This window comes from Streptoalloteichus hindustanus (assembly GCF_900129375.1).
In the GTDB taxonomy this organism is placed as follows: Bacteria; Actinomycetota; Actinomycetes; order Mycobacteriales; family Pseudonocardiaceae; genus Streptoalloteichus; species Streptoalloteichus hindustanus.
Window position 1 is genome coordinate 395862 of sequence record NZ_FQVN01000002.1, and the last position, 19506, is coordinate 415367.

At 73.0% G+C, this 19506-nt stretch carries 17 protein-coding genes; 14 read left to right on the forward strand and 3 right to left on the reverse strand.

The features are described from left to right. The first annotated feature begins 36 nt into the window (after positions 1 to 36). A complete protein-coding gene (locus tag BUE43_RS07260) occupies positions 37 to 864 on the forward strand; it encodes a tRNA (adenine-N1)-methyltransferase (protein WP_073480607.1) in 828 nt (275 codons plus the stop codon). Between the two features lie 87 nt (positions 865 to 951). Here the strand turns inward: BUE43_RS07260 and BUE43_RS34615 are convergent, their stop codons facing one another. After that, positions 952 to 1893, reverse strand: coding sequence for a flagellar basal body-associated FliL family protein (locus BUE43_RS34615; protein ID WP_073480608.1), 942 nt, complete (start codon positions 1891 to 1893; stop codon positions 952 to 954). Positions 1894 to 2108: 215 nt separating this feature from the next. Next, the gene (locus BUE43_RS07270; RefSeq protein ID WP_073480609.1) at positions 2109 to 2990 is read right to left on the reverse strand and encodes an Rv0361 family membrane protein; all 882 of its coding nucleotides are present in this window, start codon (positions 2988 to 2990) and stop codon (positions 2109 to 2111) included. Positions 2991 to 3231: 241 nt separating this feature from the next. Here BUE43_RS07270 and arc point away from each other — a divergent pair, with 241 nt between their 5' ends. The 4 genes from arc (at position 3232) to BUE43_RS07290 (ending at position 7019) form a co-directional block, all read left to right on the forward strand. Further along, positions 3232 to 5028, forward strand: coding sequence for a proteasome ATPase (arc, locus tag BUE43_RS07275; RefSeq protein WP_073480610.1), 1797 nt, complete (start codon positions 3232 to 3234; stop codon positions 5026 to 5028). Positions 5029 to 5200: 172 nt separating this feature from the next. Then, positions 5201 to 5947 (forward strand): hypothetical protein, encoded by a 747-nt coding sequence (locus BUE43_RS07280; protein ID WP_073480611.1) that lies wholly within the window; start codon positions 5201 to 5203, stop codon positions 5945 to 5947. A gap of 377 nt (positions 5948 to 6324) precedes the next feature. Further along, a complete protein-coding gene (locus BUE43_RS07285; protein WP_073480612.1) occupies positions 6325 to 6606 on the forward strand; it encodes a type II toxin-antitoxin system Phd/YefM family antitoxin in 282 nt (93 codons plus the stop codon). Then, complete coding sequence (locus BUE43_RS07290; protein ID WP_073480613.1) at positions 6603 to 7019, forward strand: type II toxin-antitoxin system VapC family toxin; 417 nt, start codon at positions 6603 to 6605, stop codon at positions 7017 to 7019. The genes BUE43_RS07285 and BUE43_RS07290 overlap by 4 nt, the downstream gene beginning before the upstream one ends. A 43-nt stretch (positions 7020 to 7062) precedes the next feature. On the opposite strand, the gene BUE43_RS07295 is transcribed toward BUE43_RS07290, so the two are convergent. Beyond that, positions 7063 to 7581, reverse strand: a complete 519-nt coding sequence (locus tag BUE43_RS07295) for an NUDIX hydrolase (RefSeq protein ID WP_073480614.1) — start codon at positions 7579 to 7581, stop codon at positions 7063 to 7065. Between the two features lie 234 nt (positions 7582 to 7815). Here BUE43_RS07295 and BUE43_RS07300 point away from each other — a divergent pair, with 234 nt between their 5' ends. From BUE43_RS07300 to BUE43_RS07340, 9 genes are all read left to right on the forward strand, one after another. Continuing rightward, entirely contained in the window at positions 7816 to 8520 is a 705-nt protein-coding gene (locus BUE43_RS07300) for an ABC transporter ATP-binding protein (RefSeq protein WP_073480966.1), read from the forward strand. Positions 8521 to 8524: 4 nt separating this feature from the next. Beyond that, positions 8525 to 11068, forward strand: a complete 2544-nt coding sequence (locus BUE43_RS07305) for an FtsX-like permease family protein (RefSeq protein ID WP_073480615.1) — start codon at positions 8525 to 8527, stop codon at positions 11066 to 11068. Positions 11069 to 11192: 124 nt separating this feature from the next. Next, positions 11193 to 13712: an FtsX-like permease family protein gene (locus BUE43_RS07310; protein WP_234995587.1), complete on the forward strand. Its 2520-nt coding sequence runs from the start codon at positions 11193 to 11195 to the stop codon at positions 13710 to 13712. Between the two features lie 254 nt (positions 13713 to 13966). Beyond that, entirely contained in the window at positions 13967 to 15466 is a 1500-nt protein-coding gene (dop, locus tag BUE43_RS07315) for a depupylase/deamidase Dop (protein WP_073480616.1), read from the forward strand. Positions 15467 to 15576: 110 nt separating this feature from the next. Continuing rightward, entirely contained in the window at positions 15577 to 15771 is a 195-nt protein-coding gene (locus BUE43_RS07320; protein WP_073480617.1) for a ubiquitin-like protein Pup, read from the forward strand. Between the two features lie 236 nt (positions 15772 to 16007). Next, on the forward strand, positions 16008 to 16853 hold the full coding sequence (gene prcB / locus BUE43_RS07325; protein WP_073480968.1) for a proteasome subunit beta: 846 nt from the start codon (positions 16008 to 16010) through the stop codon (positions 16851 to 16853). A gap of 50 nt (positions 16854 to 16903) precedes the next feature. Continuing rightward, entirely contained in the window at positions 16904 to 17716 is an 813-nt protein-coding gene (prcA, locus tag BUE43_RS07330; protein WP_073480618.1) for a proteasome subunit alpha, read from the forward strand. Between the two features lie 625 nt (positions 17717 to 18341). After that, entirely contained in the window at positions 18342 to 19202 is an 861-nt protein-coding gene (locus tag BUE43_RS07335; protein ID WP_073480619.1) for an isocitrate lyase/PEP mutase family protein, read from the forward strand. A 32-nt stretch (positions 19203 to 19234) separates the two neighbouring features. Then, on the forward strand, positions 19235 to 19480 hold the full coding sequence (locus tag BUE43_RS07340) for a hypothetical protein (RefSeq protein WP_073480620.1): 246 nt from the start codon (positions 19235 to 19237) through the stop codon (positions 19478 to 19480). Positions 19481 to 19506 lie beyond the last annotated feature (26 nt).

Consider the following 19506-nt stretch of genomic DNA (forward strand, 5'->3'; position numbering starts at 1 on the left):
GGTTCGACCGATGGTGAACGTGGAGGTTCGACGCGCGTGAGCACTGCCAGCGGCCCCTTCCGGGCGGGCGACCGGGTGCAGCTGACCGACCCGAAGGGTCGGCGCTACACCGTCCTGCTCGAACCCGGTGGCCAGTACCACACCCACCGCGGCGTGCTCGCCCACGACGAGCTGATCGGCCGGCCCGAGGGCTCCGTGGTGACCTCCGCCGGCGGCACCCAGTTCCTCGCGCTGCGCCCGCTGCTGGCCGACTACGTGCTGTCGATGCCGCGCGGTGCCCAGGTCATCTACCCCAAGGACGCCGCCCAGATCGTCATGTGGGGCGACATCTTCCCCGGGGCCCGCGTGCTGGAGGCCGGAGCCGGCTCCGGCGCGCTGACCTGCTCCCTGCTGCGGGCCGTCGGCGAGCACGGCAGCGTCACCTCCTACGAGGTGCGCGAGGACCACGCCGAGCACGCCGTCCGCAACGTGGACCGCTTCTTCGGCGAGCGGCCGGCGAACTGGACGCTGCACGTCGGCGACGTCACCGAGCACACCGGCGAGGTCGACCGGGTCGTGCTCGACATGCTCGCGCCGTGGGACGTGCTGGACAGCGTGTCCAAGGCGCTGGTGCCCGGCGGTGTGCTGGTCGTCTACGTCGCCACGACCACCCAGTTGTCCAAGGTCACCGAGGCGCTGCGGGAGCAGCAGTGCTGGACCGAGCCGCAGGCGTGGGAGACGTTGCTGCGCCCGTGGCACGTCGTGGGCCTGGCGGTGCGCCCCGAGCACCGCATGGTCGCCCACACCGCGTTCCTGCTGACCGCGCGTCGCCTCGCCGAGGGCGTGGTCCCGCCGAAGCCGCAGCGCCGGCCCAGCCGGGGCTGACCGCGCGACAGACATACAGATATAAGGAGTGGCCGGTCACCGTTCGCGGTGACCGGCCACTCCTGGTTCTGGTTCGTGGTCAGCGACTCACTTCTTGTCGCAGATGACCCAGCCGCCCGACTCCTTGACGATCGGGTTGGAGAGCTCGCCGCCCTGCTGCTTGGTCGACTCGATCTTCAGCTTGAACGACCCGCTGCCGCCGGTCGTGGTGACGCTCGTCATGGTCACCTTGGCGCTGGGGTCGGGGTCGCCGGCCTTGCCGAGCAGGCCGGCGTTCTTGCTCTCCTCGAACGTCTTGGCGCAGACCAGCGGCCGGAGCTCGTCCTCGGACCAGTTCTTGCCCCGGTGGATGACCGTCTGCAGCAGCGAGGCGACCTTCGTGCCCAGCTCGCGGGCCGCCGGGTCGGCCGAGTCGCCGCCGCCCTTCGGCGTGGGCACCGCGGACCGGGTGGAGCTGGACTTCGGCAGCGAGCTGCCGGACGTCGGGGCCGGTGACGAGCTCGTGGTCTCGCTGGGCCCACTCGCCGCGGCCGGCTCGTCCTTCTTGCCGGTGAGCAGCACCACCGCGGTGACGCCACCGCCGACCAGCACCAGCACCGCGGCCACGATGCCGATCACCAGGCCGGTCCGCTTCTTCGGCGGCGGAGGCGTGCCACCACCGCCGGGGAAGCCCGGAGCGCCGAACGGCTGCTGGCCGAACTGACCGGGTTGGCCCGGCTGCCCGTACGGCCCCGGCTGACCGGGGAACGCGCCCTGCTGGCCGAACTGGCCCTGCTGCGCGGAGGGGTCGAACTGGCCGGGCTGCCCCGGTTGCCCGAACTGGCCGGGCTGACCCTGCTGGCCGTAGGGGTCCGGCTGGCCGAACCCGCCGGGCGCGCCACCGTGGGGCTGTCCCGGCTGCTGGCCCCAGCCCCCCGGCTGCGGTTGGCCGGGCTGGGGGAAACCACCGGACTGCGGTCCGGTGGGCTGCTGCGGCCAGCCGCCCGGCTGCTGCGGGTCGTACGGCCCCGGCTGCGACGGGTAGGTCACGGTGATGCTCCGGGTTCGGATCTGGGAAAACGCGCGCGGACCTGCCCAACCTAAGGGGTCGGACAGGCGTTTGGGTCGAGTTCGGGCGAACCCGCGGCATCAGAAACACGCGCACCCGACCACCTGCGAGGTGGTCGGGTGCGGAGAGTTCCGGAGCGGTGACCGCCGGTGCCGCGAGGACGTCAGCGGAGCCGATCACCGAAGGACGCGACAGGTCAGCCGCAGACCCGCCACTCGCCGTCCTCCTTGGTCATGTCCAGCTTCAGATCGTCACTGTCGCTCTTGCTGGGAGTGACCTTCTCCGCCTTGAGCTTGACAGTGGCCTTGTCGCCGTTCTCCTGCACGTCGAGGACCGTGAACTTCACCTTGGTGTTCTTGGCCTCGTTCACCTTCTCCTCGGCCTTCTTGCGCGCCTCTCCCGCCGGGAGCTTCGCCAGGCGCTCCTCCAGGTCCCTGATCCGCTTCTCCTGGTTCTCCTTGGTCTTCTTGATGTCGTCGCGCTTGGCGGCGCACGTGTACTTGGACGCGGCGTCGTAGTCGTTGTTGCTGACCTCCTTCGCGAAGGACTCGGCGACGCTGCGAGCCGACGAGCCTCCGGTGAGGAGGAGGACCAACGCGACGGCCACGCCGACGACCACGACACCGCCGCCGGCCAGGATCCAGGGCAGGGCCTTCTTCTTGGGCGCGGGCGCGGGAGCGCCGAAGGGCTGCTGGCCGAACTGGCCCGGCTGACCCGGGAAGCCGGGCTGACCGGGGAACGCGCCCGGCTGGCCGAACTGGCCCGCCTGCGCGGAGGGGTCGAACTGACCGAACTGGCCGGGCTGGCCGAACTGACCCGGTTGCCCGAACTGACCGGGCTGGCCCTGCGGGGCCGACGGGTCGAACTGGCCCGGTTGCCCGAACTGACCGGGCTGACCCGGCTGACCGAACTGGCCTGGTTGGCCCGGCTGGCCGAACCCGCCCGGCGGGGTGCCGTGCGGCTGGCCGGGCTGGGCCGGCTGCTGACCCCAGCCGCCGGGCTGGGGCTGACCGGGCTGCTGCGGCCACTCGCCCGGCTGCTGGCCGAACGGCCCTGGCTGCTGCGGGGGGACGGACATCACGATCTCCTTGAGGCTCCAGGGAGCGGTTGGGGACACTGCCCGGACGGTGGCCGGCAGGGCCGAGGGCTAGGACGCACGGTAGTGGGTAGCCGGTTCCACAGGACACCGAGACGGAGTAGTTCGTCCCGCCAAGTGAGCGGTTTAGGGTGAGCGCTCGTTTGCTCGGCATGTACGAACCCGCTCTAGTCGGTGATCGCCGGTACCGTGGGTGTACGTAGCACGGGAGGAGGGTGCCGACATGCAGCACGACCGTCCCGGCAGCCGACCCGAAGAGGGCGGCGAGCTGAACACAGGTGCCAGCGCCGCTGAGTTGACCGCGCAGATCCGTTTCCTGGAAGACGAGGTGGCGCTGCTGCGCCGCAAGCTCACCGAGTCCCCACGGCACGTCCGCCTGTTGGAGCAGCGGCTGGCCGAGGCGTCCAACCGGGTCAGTCAGCTCACGGAGCGTAACGCCAAACTGGTCGAGACGTTGAAGGACGCGCGGAGCCAGTTGATGGCTCTGCGTGAGGAGGTCGACCGCCTCGCCCAGCCGCCGAGTGGTTACGGCGTGTTCCTGGCCACGCACGAGGACGGCAGCGTCGACGTGTTCACCGCCGGTCGGCGGATGCGCGTCGCGGTGTCGCCCGCGGTGGACAACGAGTCGATGCGCCTGGGGCAGACGGTGCGGCTCAACGAGGCGTTGACGGTCGTGGAGGCCGGCTCCTTCGAGCGGACCGGCGAGGTCTGCACCCTGCGCGAGCTGCTCGCCGAGAGCGGCGAGGACGCCGCCAGCCGGGCGCTGGTGGTGGGCCACGCCGACGAGGAGCGCGTGGTCCTGCTGGCGCACTCCCTGCTCACCTCCCCGCTCAAGCCCGGTGACTCCCTGCTGGTCGACACCAAGGCCGGCTACGCGTACGAGCGGGTGCCCAAGGCCGAGGTCGAGGACCTCGTGCTGGAGGAGGTCCCGGACGTCGACTACGTCGACATCGGCGGCCTCTCCCGGCAGATCGAGCAGATCAGGGACGCCGTCGAGCTGCCGTTCCTGCACGCGGAGCTGTTCCGCGAGTACCAGCTGCGCCCGCCCAAGGGCGTGCTGCTGTACGGCCCGCCCGGCTGCGGCAAGACGCTCATCGCGAAGGCGGTGGCGAACTCGCTGGCGAAGCAGGTGGCCGCCGCCCGGGGGGACGACGACGGCCAGGCCAAGTCGTACTTCCTCAACATCAAGGGCCCCGAGCTGCTGAACAAGTTCGTCGGCGAGACCGAGCGGCACATCCGGCTGATCTTCCAGCGGGCCAGGGAGAAGGCCTCCGAGGGCACCCCGGTGATCGTGTTCTTCGACGAGATGGACTCGATCTTCCGCACCCGGGGCAGCGGGGTCTCCTCCGACGTCGAGACGACGATCGTGCCCCAGCTCCTCAGCGAGATCGACGGCGTGGAGGGGCTGGAGAACGTCATCGTCATCGGCGCCTCCAACCGCGAGGACATGATCGACCCGGCGATCCTGCGGCCGGGCCGGCTCGACGTGAAGATCAAGATCGAGCGGCCGGACGCCGAGGCGGCCAAGGACATCTTCTCCAAGTACCTGACCACCGACCTGCCGATCCACGCCGACGACCTCGCGGAGTTCGGCGGCGACAAGCAGGCGTGCGTCGAGGCGATGATCCAGCACACGGTCGAACGGATGTACGCCGAGACCGAGGAGAACCGGTTCCTGGAGGTCACCTACGCCAACGGGGACAAGGAGGTCCTGTACTTCCGGGACTTCAACTCCGGCGCGATGATCCAGAACATCGTCGACCGCGCGAAGAAGGCGGCGATCAAGTCGGTGCTGGAGACCCGCCAGCCGGGTCTGCGGGTGCAGCACCTGCTCGACGCGATCGTCGACGAGTTCGCCGAGAACGAGGACCTGCCCAACACCACCAACCCGGACGACTGGGCGCGGATCTCGGGCAAGAAGGGCGAGCGCATCGTCTACATCCGCACCCTGGTCACCGGCAAGAACCAGGAGGCGGGACGGGCGATCGACACCGCCACCAACACCGGTCAGTACCTGTAGGCCGGACGGACACCCCGGCGACCCCCGCCCCCTCCCGGGCGGGGGTCGCCGCGTGTCCGGGGGACGAACCGACGCCATGCGATCACCTCCAGGTGGCGCTTCGGCGGGGCTTCGGTGGGGCTTCGCACGGGTGGGGGACGCGCGGTCGAGGCTGATCGTTACCCTGCCGACGGTGGGCGTGCCGTGGTCGGAGGTGTTCTGCTTGCGCGGGCGAGGGCTTCTGCTGGTGTTGGGCGTGGTGCTGGTGGGCGGGTGCTCCGGGCGGCCCAACGACCTCTCCGACGGCAGCTACTACGCCGACGCGCGACCGGCGGCACAGGGTTCGTCGGTCGCCGGGCCGCCGGCCTCAGCCAGCGGCCAGCCCGGTCAGTCGGGCCAGCCCTCCGCCAGGCCGGCCACCGGGTCCTCGGCGACGTCCTCTTCGGCGCCGACGGCCTCCGCCCAGCAGGACGGGCAGCGGGTCGGTCGCGCGTTGCTGACCGAGGCGGTGCTCGGCCCGGAGGGCTTCAAGGCGGTCACCCCGGCGAGGGCAGGCGACCCGCGCGCGTTGCCGGCGTGCGTGACGGACGTGGACCTTCGCCGCGAGCTGCGGTCGGGCCGGCAGGCGGACTGGCAGGGCGTGCGCACCGCCGTGCCGCTCACGCAGTTCGTCGGCGTCAGCGACAAGGGGTCAGCCGCCGACCTGGTGCGGCGCGCGAAGCGGGTGAACGGGTGCGCGACCGAGGTGCCGTTGGCGTCCGTCGCCGGCGCCGATGCCCAGCTGGCGTGGTGCGAGAAGACCCGGCCGGCCTGCCGCGTGCTGCTGGCCAAGGGCGACCTGCTCGCCGACCTGGAGGTCGTCGCCAACAGCGAGGCCCGGTCGCGCGACCTGCTCACCCAGCTGGCCCCCAAGGCCGCGGAGGGTCTGGCCGCGCGCTGACGAGCGGGGCCTTCCCGGCGCGCCGGCCGGTGCCCGGTGAGTTCCACCTGACCATCTGGTCGCTCGTTCCCACCATCGCGGGCCTCCCGGTGACGTGTGGGTCGTCGAGGCGGACAGAACCAGGAAACACGCTCGGCGAGTTTTCTGCCCTGGGTTGTCCACAGGCCCCGGAAGTTGTCCACAACAACCCGATTGTCGGGTGACATTTCGTTGCCCTGATCGGGTTTCTATCCACAGGCCACTTTTTTCCGCGGGCGTCGGGGTGCGGGGCGTCGATAGGCTGGAAGCGGGGTCGCCCCCCAGGGCGGGTGGGGGCTGTCCAGCGAGGTGTCCTCTGACCAGAGGTGGGGACCCCTCTCCTGGTCGTCTCTAACGAGATGGATCAGGTCGGGGTTCGAGAACTCAACCAGGCCACCAGCAAGGTGCTCGGACGGGTTCGCGAGGGACACCCGGTGACCGTGACCGAGCGGGGCGTTCCTGTGGCGCACCTGATTCCCGTGCAGGCAGCCACCTCCTTGCTCGGCCAGCTGGTCGCCACGGGCCGGGCCGTACCGCCACGGACGCCACGCGGTCCGATTCCGCTTCCGCCACGGCTGGGTTCCCCCGACGTCAACGTCGCGGCCGAGCTGGCTGAGGCGCGGGAGGACGAACGCTGGTGATCTACCTGGATTCGTCAGCCATCGTGAAGCTCATCCGGCAGGAGGAGCACAGCGGCAACCTCGTAACCTGGCTCAACGACTCCCGCCACGTGTCGTTGCCCCTGGTCTCCTCGGCCCTGGCCGAGATCGAGGTTCCCCGGGCGATTCGAAGGTGCGCGCCCGCAGCACTGCCCGGGGTCCCGGCGGCTTTGGCGCGGTTGTACTTGCTGGAGATCGACATTGTGACCCGGCAGACCGCCGCCGCATATCCCCAGTCTTCGCTCCGCTCGTTGGACGTCATTCACCTGGCAACCGCGCAGACACTCGCTGGTCAACCTGGTGCGGATCTGACTGCGTTCGTCACGTACGACAAGCGGCTGGCTGACACTGCTCGATCCGTCCAGCTTCCGGTGGTTGAACCGGGGATTGGCTGAGGCGCTTTTCCCGGCGGCCCCGTCGATGACCAGAGGCGCGCGGTCAGGCGTGGGACTGGCGGCGGTCCCACTCGGTGAACAGGGCGCGGCCGTCCGGGGTCCACGGCCAGGTCGGGTCGGACAGTCGGGCGCGCAGTTCGTCCAACGGCAGCCAACCGCCCTCGGCGATCTCCTCCGGCTGGTGGACGACCGGTCCGTCCCAGCGGGCCTCGAACGTGAACGCGTGGTACCGCACCGGCGGGTCCACGAAGGGGACCGTGAACATCGGGGTGAGCGGGACGCCGCGCACGCCCAGTTCCTCGGCCAGTTCGCGGCGCGCGCACTCCTCGGGCTGCTCGCCGGCGGCGAGGACGCCGCCGGCCCAGCAGTCGTACATCCCCGGGTAGACGTCTTTGTCGTCGGTGCGTCGGTGCACGTAGACGCGCTGGCCGTCGGTCGAGCGCAGGAGCACCGACGCCGCGGCGTGCCAGTGGCCCTCGGCGCGCATCCGGGACCTGGGCAGTGCCCCGGTCGGGTGGCCCTCGGCGTCGTAGATCGCGACCTGCTCCTCAGCGGTGCTCACTCCGCCGATCGTCGCACGAGCGGGCGTTCCTGCTACTCGGGGCTGATCCCCGATCAGCCCTAAGGTGGATCACTGGTCGAGACCACCGGCGGACGCCCACCCGGGTGGGTGCTGCCTAGGGTCGCTGCCAAGAGACGTGTGGGATCGGGGAGGTTGGGGTTGGCCACCGAGCAGGGTCTGGACGCCGAGCGCCGGGCGGGCGGGGCGCACAGCGCGCGGGTCGCGGCGCGGACGATCGGGTTGGAGAAGGTCTACGGGCGGGGTGAGGCCGCCGTCCGCGCGCTGGCCGGGGTCACGCTGGACATCCACGCCGGCCGGTTCACCGCGATCATGGGCCCGTCCGGCTCCGGCAAGTCGACCCTGATGCACTGCCTCGCCGGGCTGGACTCGGCCACCGCCGGGCGGGTCCTGCTGGGCGACACCGACCTGACCGCGATGGGCGACCGCCAGCTCACCACGGTGCGGCGCGACCGGATCGGCTTCGTCTTCCAGGCGTTCAACCTGCTGCCGCAGCTCACCGCCCAGGAGAACATCCTGCTGCCGCTGGAGCTGGCCGGCCGGCGCCCCGACCAGTCGTGGCTGGACCAGGTCGTCGACGTGCTCGGCCTGCGCCAGCGGCTGCGGCACCGGCCGTCGGAGCTGTCCGGCGGTCAGCAGCAGCGGGTCGCCGTCGCCCGCGCGCTGGTCACCCGGCCGGACGTGGTGTTCGCCGACGAGCCCACCGGCAACCTCGACTCCCGGTCCGGCAACGAGCTGCTCGGGTTCCTGCGCCGGTCGGTGCACGACTACGGCCAGACGATCGTGATGGTCACCCACGACCCGGTCGCGGCCTCCTACGCCGACCGGGTCGTGCTGCTCGCCGACGGCGCGTTGGCGGGCGACATCTACCGCCCGACGCCCGACACGGTGCTGGACGCGCTGCGGCGCCTGGGAGTGTGATCTTGTGGCGCTCTTGCGCACAGTGCTGGCCGAGGTGCGGCAACGGCCGGCACGCCTGCTGCTGACCGGGCTGGCGGTCGTCGTCGCCACGGTCTTCGCGGCCGGCTCGTTGATCTTCACCTCGACCCTGCGCTCCGCGTTGGCCGAGGGGCTCACCTCGTTCCCGCCGGGCGCGGCCACCGTCGTCGAGCCGTCCCGGGGCACGGCTCCCGGCGAGTACGGCGTGCCCGCCGCGGCGCTCGACACCGTCGCCCGGGTGGACGGCGTGGCCGAGGTCGTCGGCGTCGCCAGCGGCTCGGTGGTGCTGAGCCGGCCGGGGGGCACCGCGGAGAGCGGCTACTGGCGGTTGGTCAGCGACCCGTTCTCCGGAGCGCTGACCAACCACCAGGTCCTGTCCGGAGCCGCGCCCCGGCAGCGGGACCAGGTCGCCGTCACCCGGGAGGTGGCGGACCGGACCGGGCTGGGAGTCGGGAGCCGGGTCCTGCTGCGGGCCGCTGAGACGCGGAAGGGTCAGACCCCGCCGAAACCCCGGGAACTCACGGTCATCGGCGTCGTCCGGGCTCCGTTCCAGCAGGGCGGGAACTCCCTGGTCGCCACCCCGGACACCGCCCGCGAACTGCTCGGCGGCCCCTGGACGACGCTGCTGGTCTCGGCTGGCCAGGGGGTCGACGCCGACGCGCTGACCGCCAGGGTGCGGGCGGCCCTCGGCGACTCCGCCCAGGCCGACAGCGCCCCCGCGTTGCGGGAGAGGGAGCTGAGGGAGCGCGTCCGGGGTGTCGGCGCGCTGTTCGCCGTGTTGTCGGTGTTCACCGGGCTGGCGATGGTGGCCGCCGCGCTCGTCGTGACCTCCACCTTCCGGATCGTCGTCGCCCAGCGCCGCCGCACCACGGCCCTGCTGCGGTGCGTCGGCGCCAGCCGGAGCCAGGTCGTGCGGTCGCTGCTGGCCGAGGCCGCGCTGTCCGGCCTGGTCGCCGGGCTGCTCGGCGCTGGGTTGGCGGTGTTGCTCGGGTACGGCGTGCTGGGCGTCGTCCGCGGCGTGGCCGACCAGCCCCTGCCCGAGCTCCAGGTCCCCGTCGGCGGCCTGGCCGTGTGCGTGGGCCTCGCCGTCCTGGTGACGGTGGTGGCGGCCGTGGCGCCGTCGGTCACCGGCTCGCGGGTGCCGCCGGTCGCGGCGCTCGGCGCGGCCAGGACCACCGACGCCGGCGGTGGCTCGTCCGCCCTGCGGTGGGTGCTCGCCGCGGTGCTCGCCCTCGCCTCGGGGGCGTTGGCCGCGTACGCCGTTCTCGTCCTCGACGGCGCGAGGCTGGGGCTGGCCGTCGTCGTGCTGGCCGGACTGCTGGCCTTCGGCGCGCTGCTCGCGGCCGGCCCCATGGTGTTGTCCCTGCTCGCCAGGGCGCTGGCCCGTCCCGTCCGCCGGCTCGGCGGGGTGCCGGGGCGGCTCGCGATCGGCAACGCGTTGCGCGTGCCCAAGCGCACCGCGGCCACCACGGCCGTGCTGACCCTCGGCGTCACGCTCGTGTCGGCCGTGCTGGTGGGGATGAGCTCCCTGCAGGCCAGCGGCGAGGCGCGGGTGGCCGGACGGCTCCCCGCCCAGCTGCTGGTCACCCAGGCCGGTTTCGTCCAGGGCGGTGAAGGCGGCGTTCCCCGGGAACTGGAGCGGAAGCTGGCCGACCTGCCGGAGACCGGGCCGGTCGCGGCGGTGGTCGACGCCCCGGCCGACGTCGAGGGGGAGGAGGGCATGGGCGTGACCGGGGTTGACACCGCCCGGTTCCCTGCCCTGGCCGACGGCGTCGTGCTGGAGGGCTCGGTCCGTGATCTGGGGCCCGGCCGGGCCGGCCTGTACCGCGGCATCGCCGAGACGCTGGGCAAGCACGTCGGCGACCGGCTCACCGTGCGCGGCCGGGGAGGAGTCGTCACCCTGACCGTCGGGGCGGTCTACCGCAACGCCACCGGGCTGGGCATGGTCAGCGTGCACCCCGACGACCTGGCCAGGATCGCACCCGGCGCGCCGGTCAGGACCGTGCTCGTCGACCCGGCCCCCGGCACCGACCTCAACACGCTGCGCAGGGCCGTCGAGACCGCGCTGGCCGGCAACAGCGACCTCATGGTCGAGGTCCCCGGCGAGGAGCGCGCCGAGTGGGAGCGGACCCTGCGGACGATGGCCCTGGTCGCGCTCGGCCTGGTCGGCATGACCGTGCTGGTGGCCGTGGTCGGGGTCGGGGTCACGCTCTCCCTGTCGGTGGTCGAGCGCACCCAGGAGTCCGGGCTGCTCCGGGCGCTGGGGCTGCACCGGGGCGGGTTGCGCGGCGCGCTGGCCTGGGAGGCCGCCGTCTTCGGCACGTGCGCCGCCGCGCTCGGTCTCGGCTTCGGCGTGCTGTTCGGCGTGCTCGGGGTGCGCGCGCTCCACGAGTTCGAAGTGATCAGAATCCCGTACCTCCAGCTCGTCACCGTCGCGGCGGGGCTGGTGTTCCTGGCGCTGGTGGCCGCGGTCGGCCCGGCGCGCCGCGCGGCGAAGGCGAGTCCGCTGGAGGCGTTGACCGCCGACTGACCCGCGCGCGAGCCCGCTTCAGCGGGTGAACAGCCGGCCGTGCTCGCGGTCGGCGGCTCGAACGTGCCCCGACACCCCCTCGTCGGTGGGCAACCGTGAAACACGATCTAAGGACGAACAACCAGTGAACCTGTTCACCGTGCTGCGGGTGGTGCTGGGCGAGGTGCGCCGTCGTCCCGGCCGCGCCCTGCTGCCCGGCGTGGCGCTCGTGGTGGGCGTGGCGTGTCTGGCCGCATCCCTCGTGCTCAGTGACGCGATGGAGCGTGCGACCAGCGACGGGCGAGCTCGGGTGCCGGCCGCGGTCGGGCTCGTCGTCGAGGACGACAGCAGGTCCGAGGAGACGCCCGCCCCGTTCGAGGCGCTGACGCCGAAGCTCGCGGCCGTCCCCGGCGTGCGGCAGGTCGCGCCCGTGCGGCAGGGCGACGTGGACCTGCTGCTGGCCGCCGACGGCCGGGCGGTCGACGACCGGGCCGTCCTGGACGTCGAGCCGGCGGGCGACGACGCGCTGCGCCGGATCCCGATCGCCGAGGGGCGCGCGCCGGCGGCCGACGGGGAGATCGCGGTCGACCGGGTCACCGCGCACTACCGCGATCTCCGACCCGGCTCGCGGGTGGCGATCGCGGACACCGCCGGCCGGCGGACCGAGGTCGTGGTCAGCGGCGTGACGGTGCGGGGCGGTGTCGGCCGCGCCGAGCTCGTGGGTGGACCGGACCTGGCGGCCAGGGTGGCTCCGAAGATCACCACGAGTGAGCTCGGCCTGGTCCTCGCCCCGGGGGCCGACCCGGCAGCGGTGCGCACCGCCGTCACGGCCGTGGTGGGCAAGGGGCTGCGCGTCGTGCCAGCGGCCGAGGCCAGCTCCAACACCGCGAACCACAACCTCGGCGGGCTGCTGTTGTTCAGCATCCTGGCGCTGGCCACGGCCGTGTTCGTGGCCGCGGCCACCTTCCGGGCCGTCTACCTGCAACGACAGCGGCAGACCGCGTTGATGCGCTGCCTGGGCGCGGAACGGGCGCCCCTGGTGTGGGCCAACCTGCTCGAAGCGGTGCTGACCGGCGTCGTGTCCGGTCTGGTCGGGGCGCTCCTGGGCGGACCGGCCGGGTGGCTGCTGGCCCGCGTGCTCGACGCGACCGGCACGTCGGCGCTGCTGGGCGCGGTGGAGCTGAGCCCGTCCCTGGCGCCCCCGGCGTCCACGCTGGTCCTCGGGGTCGGGGTGGCCGCCGCGCTCAGCGTGGTCGCCGCCGTCCGGCCGGCCCTGGGCGCGTCGCTGGTGCCGCCGCTGGTCGCCCTGCGCACCGCGGAGGAGGCGCCGCCGGAGCGCGCGCTCACCAGGGGCCGGCGGGTGCTGGGCTGGATCTCGGTCGCGATCTCGGTCGCGTTCGCGGCCGGCGCGGTGGCCAGCAGGGGGAGCAGCGCCGCGGCGTTCGCCGCCCTGTGCTCGGCCATCGCGGCCGTCGCCGGCGGGTTCATGGCGTTCGGCCCGGTCACGGTTCCGTGGATCAGCCGGTTGTTCGGCGCGGCCGTCGGCCGGCTCGGCGGCACGACCTGGCGGTTGGCCGCGCTGGAGGTGCGCAGGGTCCCGCACCGCGCCGCCGCGGTGGCCCTGCCGCTGGTCCTGGCCAGTGCCCTGGTGAGCTTCGGGCTCGGCACGATGGGCGGGTTCGCCGCCTCCGAGGAGGAGGACGCGCGCTACCCCCGCGCCGACGTGGTGGTGCAGGACGTGGGCGAGCGTCCGTTGTCCACCGAGGCCGCGCGGGCCGCCGAACAGGGCGCGGGCGCCGCCGCCACCGTGACGCTGCGCCGCACCACGGGCACCGTGCCGACGAAGGTGCGGGGCACGCCGCCGGAGAACACCGTCGCGGCCGCTGACCCCGCCGCGACCAGGGACGTGCTGACCCGCCTCGGGCTTCCCCGCGACGTCGTGGACCGGTTCGACACCGGCGCCGCGTTGACCGACCCGTCCACCGCGACGCGGCTGGACCTGCGGCCGGGCCAGGAGTTCACGGTGGAGGGGCTGCCGGGCGGACCCCGCACGGTGCGGTTCGCCGGCACGTACCCCTACACCCTCATGCGGCCCGCCGTGCTGCTGGCCGACAGCGGGCTCGGCACGCCGGACACCGTGCTCGTCGCGATGCGGCCGGGCGCCGACCAGACCGCCTACCAGGCCGACGTGCGGCGCGCCCTGGCCGGGCAGCCCACCGTGCTCGTGGAGACCAGGGCCGACCGGATCGCCCGCAGCGCGCAGCGCTTCGACGTTCTCGCCACGCTGTTCGCCGTGCTGCTCGGGCTGTCGGTCGCGGTGGCCGTCACGGGCATCGGCACCGCGCTGGCCATCTCCGTGCAGGAACGCCGCAAGGAGCTGGCGTTGCGGCGGGCGTTGGGCGTGCACCGCTTCGGGATGCGGCACGGCCTGGTGGCCGAGGCGGTGATCCTCGCGCTGGTCGGCCTGGTCGGCGGCGGCGCGCTCGGCGCCGCCTACTCCTGGCTGCTGCTCTACAGCTCCGGTCTCGGCGCCACGCCCACCACCCCGTTGTGGACGCTGGGCGTCGGCGCGGCCGCTGTGGTCCTGCTGGCCGCGCTCTCCGCCTTCGGGCCGGCGCGCACGGCCGGTCGGATCGCGCCGGCGGCCGGACTGGCCAGCGGCTGAGCACAGCCGAGCACAGCCGAGCACGGCTGAGCGCGGCTGAGCGCGGCTGAGCGCGGCTGAGCGCGCGGCGGGGCCGCGCCCGAGCGGTGGCGAGGCCGCGCGGCAGCGAGCGGCACCCGGCCGGGAGCGGGTACCCGCTGTCGACGCGTCGGTCCGGGGCACGGCCCGCGCCGTGCCCCGGACCGGTCGGCTCGCCCCGCGTGTACCCCATGCGTCGGCGGTGCGGAGGGCCCTCGGACCCGTAGGCTGGGCGCATGCGGCGGATCATGGGGACAGAGGTCGAGTACGGCATCGCCGTGCCGGGCGACGCGACCGCGAACCCGGTGCTGACCTCCACGCAGGTGGTGCTGGCCTACGCCGCGGCGGCCGAGGTGCCGCGGGCCCGGCGGGCGCGGTGGGACTACGAGGTGGAGTCGCCCCTGCGCGACGCCAGGGGCTTCGACCTCGGCGCCCCCGGCGTGCCGCCCACCGACCCGGAGGTCGAGGACCTCGGCGCGGCCAACGTCATCCTCACCAACGGCGCGCGGCTCTACGTCGACCACGCCCACCCGGAGTACTCCACCCCCGAGGTCACCAACGCCAGGGACGTGGTGGTCTGGGACAAGGCGGGGGAGCGGGTGATGGAGGAGGCCGCGCTGAAGGCGGCCACCGTTCCCGGGCAGCCCCGGATGCAGCTCTACAAGAACAACGTCGACGGCAAGGGCGCGAGCTACGGCGCGCACGAGAACTACCTGATGTCCCGGAGCACCCCGTTCACCGCCGTGATCTCCGGGCTCACCCCGTTCTTCGCCTCCCGCCAGGTCGTGTGCGGGGCCGGCAGGGTGGGCATGGGCCCGGCCGGCGAGGAGGCCGGGTTCCAGCTCTCCCAGCGCTCCGACTACATCGAGGTCGAGGTCGGCCTGGAGACCACGCTCAAGCGCGGCATCATCAACACGCGCGACGAGCCGCACGCCGACGCCGACAAGTACCGGCGGCTGCACGTGATCATCGGCGACGCCAACCTCGCCGAGTACTCCACCTACCTCAAGGTCGGCACCACCTCGCTGGTCCTGGACATGATCGAGTCCGGACGCCGGTTCGACGACCTCCGGCTGGCCGACCCGGTGCGGGCCGTGCACGCCATCAGCCACGACCCCACGCTGCGGACCACGGTCGAGCTGGCGGACGGGCGCAAGTTCACCGGCCTGGACATCCAGCGCGCCTACCACGAGCGGGCCGCCGAGCACGTGGAGCGGCACGGCGCGGAGCGGGTGGCCGTGGACGTGCTGCGCACCTGGGACGAGGTGCTCGCGACCCTGGGGCGCGACCCGATGGACTGCGCGGACCGCCTCGACTGGCCGGCCAAGCTGCGCCTGCTGGAGGGCTACCGGGCCAGGGACGGCCTGGGCTGGGCCTCGCCCCGCCTGCACCTGGTCGACCTCCAGTACTCCGACGTGCGGCTCGACAAGGGCCTGTACAACCGGCTGGTGGCGCGGGGCTCCATGCGCCGGCTGGTCAGCGAGGAGGAGGTGCGCGCCGCCGTCACCGCCCCGCCGGAGGACACCAGGGCGTACTTCCGCGGCCGGTGCCTGGAGCGCTACCCGTCCTCGGTGGCGGCCGCCTCGTGGGACTCGGTCATCTTCGACCTGGGCCGCGAGTCGCTGGTCCGCATCCCCACGCTGGAGCCGTTGCGCGGCACGAAGTCGCACGTCGGCCACCTGCTGGAGGCGGCGGCCACGGCTGAGGAGCTGGTCGAGTCGCTCACGCGCGGGTAACCCCGAGTCGAACCGGCGGCGCGGGCGCGGGGAAGTGCCCGGGTGGCCGGCGACGTTTGTCCGAGCGGGTGGGTAATGTTCATGCCAGGCCCACCGAACCGGGAGGCGAGATGTCGCAGGAAAAGGTGCAGCGGCACGGCGGTGGCGACGGCGACGAGGAGACGACGGGCGCCGCGCCGGCCGGCCAGGAACGCCGGGAGAAGCTCGGCGAGGACGTCGACGCCATCCTGGACGAGATCGACGACGTCCTGGAGGAGAACGCCGAGGACTTCGTCCGCGCCTACGTGCAGAAGGGCGGCGAGTAGCCGACGGGACCGGGTGGGGCCGCCGTTCGGGTGACCCCACCCCCGCCGTGGCCGCCCCCACGACGCGACCGACCCGGACGGGCCGGCCGCCAGGGGGACGCCGTCGGCGTCACCCCCGGTTCCGCCCGCGACGCGGCGCCGCCGACCCCGGTTCGGCGCCGGCCAGACCCGTGAACCAGACCCAACCCGCGAACCAGACCCCGTACCCCCGACGCGAGCAGGAGACGATCCAGCCGATGGAACCCACGTCGGCCCGGTCCCAGCCGGGCGCGGCCCTGCCGGCGGCCTACTTCAGCCTGGGCACCTCGTCGTTCACCGACTTCCTCCGCGTGGCCGCGCCCGACCTCCTGCCGGGTCGGCGCGCGCTCCCGGAGGGCCGGGTGGAGGCCCCGCACGGAACCACCATCGTCGCCCTGACCTTCGCCGACGGCGTGCTCATCGCCGGCGACCGGCGGGCCACGATGGGCAACCTGATCGCCCAGCGGGACATCGAGAAGGTCTTCGTCACCGACGAGTACTCCGCCGTGGGCATCGCGGGCACCGCCGGCATCGCGATCGAGATGGTCCGGCTGTTCGCGGTCGAGCTCCAGCACTACGAGAAGATCGAGGGCGTGCCGCTGTCGCTGGACGGCAAGGCCAACCGCCTGGCGAACATGCTGCGCGGCAACCTCGACGGCGCGATGATCGGCCTGGCCGTGCTCCCGCTGTTCGTCGGCTACGACCCGGACGCGGCCGACCCGAGGCGCGCGGGCCGCGTCATCTCCTACGACATCGCCGGTGGGCGGTACGAGGAGGTCGGGGGCTACCACGCGGTGGGCTCCGGCTCGCTGTTCGCCAAGTCGGCGCTGAAGAAGCGGCACGACCCGAACGCCGACGCCGACGCCGCCGTGCGGACCGCGATCGAGGCCCTCTACGACGCGGCCGACGACGACACCGCCACCGGCGGCCCCGACCTGTCCCGCCGGATCTTCCCGGTGGTGGTCACCATCACCGCCGAGGGCGCCGTCCGCCTGTCCGACGAGCAGACGGGCGCGGTCGCCGAGGCCGTGGTGGCCGCCCGCCGGGAGAACCCGGGCGGCTGACCCCCGACCGTGCCGACATCCACCGGTTCGCGACTCCAGGAGCACACGCCGTGACGCTTCCGTTCTACGCCTCTCCCGAGCAGTTGATGCGGGACAAGTCGGAGTACGCCCGCAAGGGGATCGCCCGCGGGCGCAGCGTCGTGGTGCTCGCCTACGCGGGGGGAGTGCTGTTCGTCGCGGAGAACCACTCGACGACGTTGCACAAGGTCTCCGAGATCTACGACCGGATCGGCTTCGCCGCGGTCGGCCGGTACAGCGAGTTCGAGAACCTGCGCCAGGCCGGCATCCGGTTCGCCGACATCCGCGGCTACAGCTACGACCGCCGCGACGTCACCGGCCGCCAGATCGCGAACACCTACGCGCAGGCCCTCGGCGTGATCTTCACCGAGCAGCCCAAGCCGTACGAGGTGGAGCTGTGCGTCGCCGAGGTGGGGGAGACCTCCGCCGAGGACCAGCTCTACCGGGTCACCTACGACGGTTCGGTCGGCGACGAGCCGGACTTCGTGGTGATGGGCGGCCAGGCGGAGACCATCACCACCGCCCTGCGCCAGGCGTACGAGGCCGAGATGGACCTCGGGGCGGCCATCGCCACCGCCGTGACGGCGTTGCGCGCCGGCAACAGCGGCAACGGCGGCGAGCAGCGGGACCTGGGCGTGAAGCAGCTCGAGGTCGCGGTGCTGGACCGGGCCCGCCCGCGCCGGGCGTTCCGCCGCATCCGGGGCGCCGCGCTGGAGGACCTGCTGACCGGCGGGGGCGCCGCGCGGGACGGCGGGGCGGGCGAGAGCGCCGCCGAGGCCGCCGACGCCACGCCCGCGGGTGGGGCGGAGGACCGCTCCGAGGGCGGCGACACCGCCGAGAGCTGACCGTCCACCTTGGACGGGTTGTCGGGCGCTGTCAAACGCTTCTGCCCGCGAACCCCGTAGTTGTCCACAGGGGAGCTGGTTGTCCACAGTGGCGCGTGACCGGCTTGGGGGCCGTGCGACGTGCCGATAGGCTGGAGCAGGGCTCGCCCCCCAGGGCGGGTGGGGGCTGTCCGGGCAGTCGGTGAAAGAGCTCCACCAGGTTTTCGGATTCACCTCGCGGCCGCGTCGCCACCGGGCGACGCGGCCGCGGCGTTCCCGGGGTTTCCACCTCGTTTCACCGGACGACACCTTCGTTCGTCCAACAGCGAACAGTGTGCCGCGCGATCCACTCGTCTGGGGTCGCTGTTGGCAGATTTTGCGACTCTCGGTAGCCAAAACTCATCCCAGGTTGGCCACTATCGATACTTGGCAAGATTCGCGGGGGACCCATAACGTAGTGTCCGGTATGGCTGGTATGTCCGTTTCGCTCGCGATCGTCCGGGAGTGAGCACAGGGCCGGCGGTGGGGAGGGGACAACAGGTTCCCGCGTCGGACGTATATCCCCTGTGACCTGCGCGGACGACATGCCGAACGCGAGTGGCGGCGCCTGTCACCACCGGACCGACACCTGTCGTCAGGAGGAGTTGTGAGTCCCGGAAACAGTCTTCGCAAGCACGTTCTCTCTCCCGAGATCACCCCGCTGATCGGGGTGTTCGACATGTTCTCCGCCTCGGTCGCCGCCCGGCATTACGACGGTTTCTTCGTCTCCGGCTTCGGCTTCGCGGCGTCCCACTATGGTCTGCCCGACATCGGGTTCATCGCATGGCCGGACATCGTGGCCTTCGTCCAGAGACTGCGCACGGCCTTCCCCACCCACCACCTCCTGGTGGACATCGACGACGGCTACGGCGACCCGGAGATCGCCGCCCACGTCGTCGCGCAGGTCGAGCACGTCGGCGCCTCCGGCGTGATCCTGGAGGACCAGCAGCGCCCGCGCCGGTGCGGCCACGTGGACGGCAAGCAGGTCCTCCCGCTCGACGAGTACCTCACCAAGCTCGACCGCGTGCTCCGGACGCGGACCGACCTGCTGGTGGTGGCCCGCACCGACGCGACGGAGGAGCCGGAGATCCTGCGTCGGGCCGCCGCCCTGGCCGAGACCGACGCCGACGTCATCCTGGTCGACGGCGTGCGCAGCGTGGACTGGATCCGCAAGGTGCGCGCGGTCATCGGCGACAAGCCGCTGCTGTTCAACCAGATCGCCGGTGGGCGGTCGCCGCGGCTGTCCCTGCCCGAGCTGGAGCGGCTCGGGGTGGATGTCGCCATCTACAGCACCCCGTGCCTGTTCGCAGCGCAGAGCGCCATGGATGCCGCTCTGACGGAGCTCAAGGCCAGTGACGGGCGGCTGCCGGAGGTCACCAACGGCGTCGTGGGCGTCGCGGCCTCGCTGGAGCTGCTCCACGAGAACCTGCGCCGGCGCCAGCCCCGTCCCGAGGCCGTGCCGGCCTGAGTGAGTCACCCGTCCGAGGAGGAGAGGCGCCGATGCGTCGGACCACCAGGAAGATCCTGACCGCCGCGGGCGTGGTGCTCGCCGCGCCCGCCGCCGCGCTCGCCGGCGCGTCGGGCTCGGCCGACCGCGGCGACGGCGTCCGGCTCGCGGAGCCAGCTCCCGGGGGCCTGGTCACCGTCAACTACGTGGACAACGACAGCCTCCTGGAGATCGACCGGACGCTGAACCTGGACCAGGGCGGCGGCCACGCGGGCAGCGACGTGGAGCGGGCCCGCTGACCCGGCGGCGAGGTGTTCGCGGACCA